Origin of the sequence: Simiduia sp. 21SJ11W-1, assembly GCF_024138675.1 — a bacterium.
Classification (GTDB): Bacteria; Pseudomonadota; Gammaproteobacteria; order Pseudomonadales; family Cellvibrionaceae; genus Simiduia.
Genome location: NZ_CP090959.1, coordinates 1446319 through 1452500 on the forward strand (window position 1 = coordinate 1446319; position 6182 = coordinate 1452500).

The window sequence follows — 6182 nt, forward strand, 5'->3', positions numbered from 1 at the left end:
ATTATGACATCTGAGACGGAATCAGAGTTAACCCGTGCAGAGTGCACAGAGCTCTCTACGCCGGGTGCCTTTTTGCAGCGAGAGCGCGAAGCGCAAAAGCTGGATGAGAAAAGTGTGGCGGCGAAGCTGCGCATTACGCGCTCGAAGCTTGCCGCACTGGAATCAGACAGCTACGACCAATTTCCCGGTGAAACTTTTATCAAGGGGTATTTGCGTGCATACGCACGGTTGCTGCAACTTGATGAGGCGCAAGTGTTGCAACGCTACACCGATTATGTGGCGGCTCACTCTGAGGTAAGCCAGCTGGTCGCGCCTTCGCGCCCGCAAGGTGTGGTGTCTGCTTTGGCCGGAGAGAGTATGAAGGCATCTGGCGGTGTGCCCAAATGGGCGGCCGGTGCTGTGGTGGTCGCGATTGCGTTTGCTGTGGCTTACTACTTCCTGGCTCCCGGCGCACCCTCAGGGCAGGTAGCAAAGCCCGCTGTGATCACCGAGACAGACAGCAGCTCAGGCAATGCGCCAGCGCATGAAACTGTAGAGGTTGCAGCCGACGCACCGGCGGCAGACGCCTTCGAAGGTGACGCGGACATACCCGCTGAAGGTGCCAACAGTGGTACTGAAACCAATGATGATGCCAGCGCTGCAAATGCAGCTGAGCAGGCAAGCCAGGCACCGGCAGTGACAGAGAATTCTGATTCTGATGCGGCACCAGCGGCGGCAGTTGCCAATCATTTGGATGCGCGCGCCCCTGATCAGCTGGCGCTCGAATTTACCGGTGAATGTTGGGTGGAGATCAGCGATGCCAATGGTGATGTGCTGGCCACCGAACTACAAGCCGCTGGCAGCTCGCTGCTGCTTAAAGGCAAGGCACCATTTAATGTCATGCTGGGCAACGCCCGAGCCGTGACAGTGGCTATTAATGGCCGCCCGGTGGATGCTTCCCCCAAGGGTAATAATCGCGCGTTGCGCTTCGTTGTTAGCGCTGCGCTTTAAATTTGAGAGAGTAGGATGCATTTCGAATCGCCAATAAAGCGTAGAAAGTCTCGCCAGATAATGGTGGGCAAGGTCCCGGTTGGGGGCGATGCGCCCATCTCTGTGCAGAGCATGACCAACACAGAGACAACCGACGTTGCCGCAACCGTTGGCCAGATTCAGCGGTTGGCCAATGCCGGCGCCGACATAGTGCGCGTATCGGTGCCCTCCATGGAGGCGGCCGAAGCATTTGGTTTGATTCGCGCGCAATCACCGGTGCCGTTGGTGGCAGACATCCACTTCGATTACCGCATTGCTTTGCGCGTGGCCGACTTGGGCGTTGATTGCCTGCGCATTAATCCGGGTAATATCGGCCGCGAAAAACGTGTAGAGGCGGTGATAAGCAAGGCCAAAGATTTGGGGATTCCCATTCGCATTGGTGTAAACGCAGGCTCTCTGGAAAAAGATTTACAAAAGAAATACGGCGAACCCACGCCCGATGCGCTGGTTGAATCCGCCATGCGCCATGTGGATTTTCTGGATCGCTATAACTACCCGGATTTTAAAGTCAGCGTAAAAGCTTCTGACGTTTTCATGGCAGTGGCCGCCTATCGCAAGCTCGCTACCCAAATTGAACAGCCGCTGCATTTGGGTATTACCGAAGCCGGTGGTTTGCGCTCGGGCACGGTGAAGTCATCCATTGGCCTTGGCATGCTGTTGATGGACGGTATTGGCGATACCATCCGCGTGTCGCTCGCGGCAGACCCGGTGGAAGAGGTGAAGGTGGGCTGGGATATGCTCAAAAGCCTCAAGCTGCGCGCCAAGGGCATTAATTTTATCGCCTGCCCCAGCTGCTCGCGCCAAAATTTCGATGTCATTAAAACCATGAACGAGCTGGAGATGCGTCTGGAAGACATCACCACGCCCATGGATGTTGCGGTAATCGGTTGTGTGGTAAACGGCCCGGGCGAAGCGAAAGAGGCAGATATAGGCTTGGCAGGCGGTACGCCCAACAATCTGGTGTACGTTGATGGCCAGCCCAGCACCAAGCTTAAAGCCGAAAACCTGGTAGAAGAGCTGGAGGCGCTGATTCGCGCCAAAGCGGCGGCGAAAGCCCGCGCCGATGAATCCATTATTGCCAAGGCATAATGGGAAAAATTCAGAGTTGATTGGAATTTAATGTGAAAAAAATTCAAGCCATTCGTGGCATGAACGATTTGTTGCCCGGCCAGTCCGGCCGCTGGCAATACCTTGAGGGTGTGGTGAGTGATCTGCTGCGCCGCTATCACTATCAGGAAATCCGCTTCCCTATTTTGGAGCAAACCGAGCTTTTTAAGCGCTCTATTGGCGAAGTGACAGACATCGTTGAAAAAGAGATGTACACCTTCGCCGATCGCAACGATGAAAGCGTCACGCTGCGCCCTGAGGGCACCGCTTGTTGCGTGCGCGCCTGTGAAGAGCACGGGCTGCTGTATAACCAAACCCAAAAGCTCTGGTATGCAGGCCCCATGTTTCGCTATGAAAAGCCCCAAAAAGGCCGCCTGCGCCAGTTCCATCAAATCGGCGTTGAAGCCTTCGGCATGGCCACGCCCGATGTTGACGCCGAGCTACTCATTTTAACGGCCAGGCTTTGGCGCGAATTGGGTATCAGTGATGCAGTAACGCTGCAAATCAACAGCCTGGGCGTGCCAGAAGCCCGCGCGGCCTACCGCGAGGCATTGGTGGCCTATCTGTCAGGCCACCGCGATGCACTCGATGAAGACAGCTTGCGCCGCTTGGAAAGCAATCCGCTGCGCGTATTAGACAGCAAAGATCCGAACACCCAGGCACTGCTGGCAGACGCCCCGCGCCTTGGCGACTACCTGGATGATGAATCCAGGCAGCATTTCGAGCAGGTTTGTGCGCTACTTACCGCCGCCGGCGTGCCCTTTGAGGTGAATGAGCGACTGGTGCGCGGGCTGGATTACTACACCAAAACCGTATTTGAATGGGTTACCGATAAGCTTGGGGCTCAGGGTACCGTGTGCGCCGGGGGGCGTTACGACGGCCTCGTAGAGCAATTGGGCGGCCGGGCTACGCCTGCGGTGGGCTTCGCCATGGGCATAGAACGCCTGATTTTATTGCTAGAGGCGCTCGATTGTGTGCCAGAGGCTGCCACTCAGCTGCCAGACGTGTATATTGTCGCCGTTGGCGATGTAAGCGCTGCAAGCCTTGCCCTGGCAGAAGCTCTGCGCAATGCGCTGCCATACCTTGCCGTGCAAACGCATTGTGGTGGCGGCAGCTTTAAGAGCCAGATGAAAAAGGCCGATAAAAGCGGCGCGCCCATTGCCCTGATTCTGGGTGAAGATGAAGTAAAGGCCGGGCAAATTGGCGTTAAATTCCTGCGCGAGCAAGCCGAACAGCAAACGCTGGATCAGGCGGCAACCATCGAATTACTTAAATCGCTGTAACTCTACAGCGTAAAGAACATAAAAAGACTGACTGGAGAACGAAACAGTGTCTGCGCATTTAACAGAAGAAGAACAGATTGAAGCCCTCAAGCGTTGGTGGGATGAAAACGGTAAATCCTTGGTGGTTGCTGTAGTCCTGGGTGTGGGCGGCTACATGGGCTTTAACGCCTGGCAAGACCAGCGTCAGGCCAGCGCCGAGCTTGCGTCCAGTCAGTTTGAAGATATTACCGAGCTCCTCACCGCCGAGCCCCAGCTGTCGGATGACAATGCCGCCACAGTAAGCCATCTGGCGAGCGGATTAAAAGCCGAGCACGCAGACACTCTGTACGGCATTAACGCCGCCTTGCTTTTGGCAAAGCAAGCCATCGACAAGGGCGAACTTGCCCAAGCCGAGGCGGAATTGCGTTGGGCGCTTGAGCAATCAGAGGCTGAAAACGTGAGCCACTTGGTGCGTGTGCGTTTGGCGCGCGTGCTGGTAGCGCAAGAGAAAGCGGATGAAGCCTTGGCGCTGGTTAACGTTGAGGAGCAGGGCGCCTTTGGTTCTTTGTATGCCGAAGTTAAGGGTGATGCCTATGTTGCCCAAAGCGAGAACGCAAAAGCCGCACTCGCCTATGAGGCCGCTCTGGCGGGCCTTGGCGCTCAGGATATGGCCCGTGCCAACCAAATTCGTATGAAGTTAAACAGCGTACAAGCAAGCGCTGTGAACACCGAAGAAAAGGGTGCCTAATGAAGCACGTAGCGGCGTTGTTGGCTGTATTGCTGTTAGGTGCCTGCGCATCAACAGATGAAATTGATATCGAGCCAAAAGAGCTTGAGGACTTTTCAGCCAAGGTAAAAATTAAAGAGGTTTGGTCGCGTGATATCGGTGCTGGCCAAGATGATCGCTATACCCGCTTGGTGCCGGCCGTGTACGGCAGCAGCATTTACGCTGTAGATATCGAAGGCGAAGTGGTTGCCATGGATAAATCCAATGGCGATGTGCAATGGCGGGTTTCTTTGGTTGATCAGCTCAGCGAAGACGAAGCCAGTTGGTGGTCGTCAGAGGTGCCGGTTGCCGTGAGTGCCGGTGTTACTGCAAATGCTGAGCGCCTGCTGATTGGCACTTACAAGGGTGAGGTGATTGCGCTTAACCGTGCAGACGGTGCAGAACTCTGGCGCGCGCGGTTAAGCTCTGAAGTCTTGGCTGAGCCTGTGGAGTCTATGGGTGTGGTGGTAGCACTTACCAACGACGGCAAGCTCTACGGTATAGATGCCCAAACCGGCGCTGAAAAGTGGATGTTCGAAAGCGTGCAGCCTGTGCTTACGTTGCGCGGCACCAGCGCGCCTATCGTGAAAGGCGATGTGGTGTATGCAGGTTTTGATAACGGCAAAGTGTACGCCTTTGAAATTGATACAGGGTTGATTCAGTGGGAGCAGCGCGTTGCAATCCCCAAGGGTAAAACCGAACTCGAGCGCATTGTTGATATCGACGGCACTCCGCTGCTCGCCGGTGAAATTTTGCTGGCTGTGAGTTTTCAGGGCCGCTTGGTTGCCTTCTCTAGCGCCACTGGCCGCCCGCTATGGGCTGAAGATGCAAGCTCCGTTCAGGGGCCTGCCGCTGACTATGGGCAGGTGTATATTTCCGGTGAGAGCGACAAGGTGCAGGCCTTTTCATTGGCCAACGGGGTAAGCCTGTGGGAGAACACCGATTTGCTGCGCCGAAAGCTCTCGCCCCCGGTGGCCTGGGGTGACTATGTAGGCGTTGCCGACTATGAAGGTTATTTACACCTGTTAACCCGCGATGCAGGGCAAATGGCCGCACGCACTCGGGTTGATAGCGACGGTGTTAGAGCCCCCATGTTGGTTGATGGCGATACCCTGTATGTTTTGGGCAGTGGCGGGGAGCTCAGCGCGCTGAAACTCAAGCCGCTCTAAGTTTTCTCCGATTACTGCTATTTTTAAAAGGCCAGAAGCGCGAGAGTGCTTCTGGCCTTCACGTTGTTTATGAGTGCAAAGCGCATGATTCCTGTTATTGCCCTGGTAGGGCGCCCAAATGTGGGCAAATCCACACTGTTTAACTGCCTAACCCGCTCGCGCGATGCCCTGGTGGCTGACTACGCCGGGCTCACCCGTGATCGGAAATACGGTGAGGGGGAGTTTCAGGGGCGTAAATTCATGGTGATCGACACCGGCGGTATCAGCGGTGAAGAGGAGGGCATTGATAGCGCAATGGCGGGCCAATCCCTGCAAGCCATTGAAGAGGCTGATGCCGTCATGTTCCTTGTAGACTGTAAAGCAGGCCTGAATCCAGCCGATGAGATGATAGCCAATCACCTGCGCATGCGCAGCAAGCCCACCTTCGTGGTGGCTAACAAGGTGGATGGCACCAACCCAGATATCGCACTGGCGCCCTTTTATGAAATGGGCTTGGGCGAGCTGTTCCCCACCACTGCCACTCACCGCAAGGGTGTTAAAGGGTTGATGGAGCGGGTGATGGGTGATTTCCCTGAATCCGAGGCCGAGGCTGAAGAAGCGCCCCGCGGCATCAAGATCGCTGTAGTAGGTCGCCCCAACGTGGGTAAGTCTACGCTGGTCAACCGGCTGTTGGGTGAAGACCGGGTGGTGGTCTACGATCAGCCTGGCACCACGCGCGATAGTATATACATCAATTACGAACGCCACGGTGCCAACTACACCCTTATCGACACTGCCGGTATCCGGCGCCGCAAAAACGTAAAGGAAACCGTTGAAAAGTTTTCCATTGTGAAAACACTGCAAGCCATT

6 protein-coding genes (1 of these 6 running past the window's edge) are annotated in these 6182 nt (G+C 55.6%); all 6 read left to right on the forward strand.

Annotated elements, in window-relative coordinates:
* Positions 1-3 precede the first annotated feature (3 nt).
* Entirely contained in the window at positions 4-990 is a 987-nt protein-coding gene (locus L1F30_RS06450) for a RodZ domain-containing protein (protein ID WP_253360832.1), read from the forward strand.
* A gap of 15 nt (positions 991-1005) precedes the next feature.
* On the forward strand, positions 1006-2118 hold the full coding sequence (ispG, locus tag L1F30_RS06455) for a flavodoxin-dependent (E)-4-hydroxy-3-methylbut-2-enyl-diphosphate synthase (RefSeq protein WP_253360834.1): 1113 nt from the start codon (positions 1006-1008) through the stop codon (positions 2116-2118).
* Between the two features lie 32 nt (positions 2119-2150).
* Entirely contained in the window at positions 2151-3419 is a 1269-nt protein-coding gene (gene hisS, locus L1F30_RS06460; protein WP_253360836.1) for a histidine--tRNA ligase, read from the forward strand.
* Between the two features lie 46 nt (positions 3420-3465).
* Positions 3466-4146 carry a tetratricopeptide repeat protein gene (locus L1F30_RS06465; RefSeq protein ID WP_253360838.1) on the forward strand — a complete coding sequence of 227 codons (681 nt, stop codon included), beginning with the start codon at positions 3466-3468 and terminating at the stop codon, positions 4144-4146.
* Positions 4146-5333, forward strand: a complete 1188-nt coding sequence (gene bamB, locus L1F30_RS06470) for an outer membrane protein assembly factor BamB (RefSeq protein ID WP_253360840.1) — start codon at positions 4146-4148, stop codon at positions 5331-5333. The genes L1F30_RS06465 and bamB overlap by 1 nt, the downstream gene beginning before the upstream one ends.
* Positions 5334-5417: 84 nt before the next feature.
* Positions 5418-6182: the beginning of a ribosome biogenesis GTPase Der gene (gene der / locus L1F30_RS06475; protein WP_253360842.1), read on the forward strand. 789 nt of this gene lie beyond the right edge of the window; the window shows 765 of its 1554 coding nt (coding positions 1-765); the start codon lies at positions 5418-5420; its stop codon lies beyond the right edge, outside the window.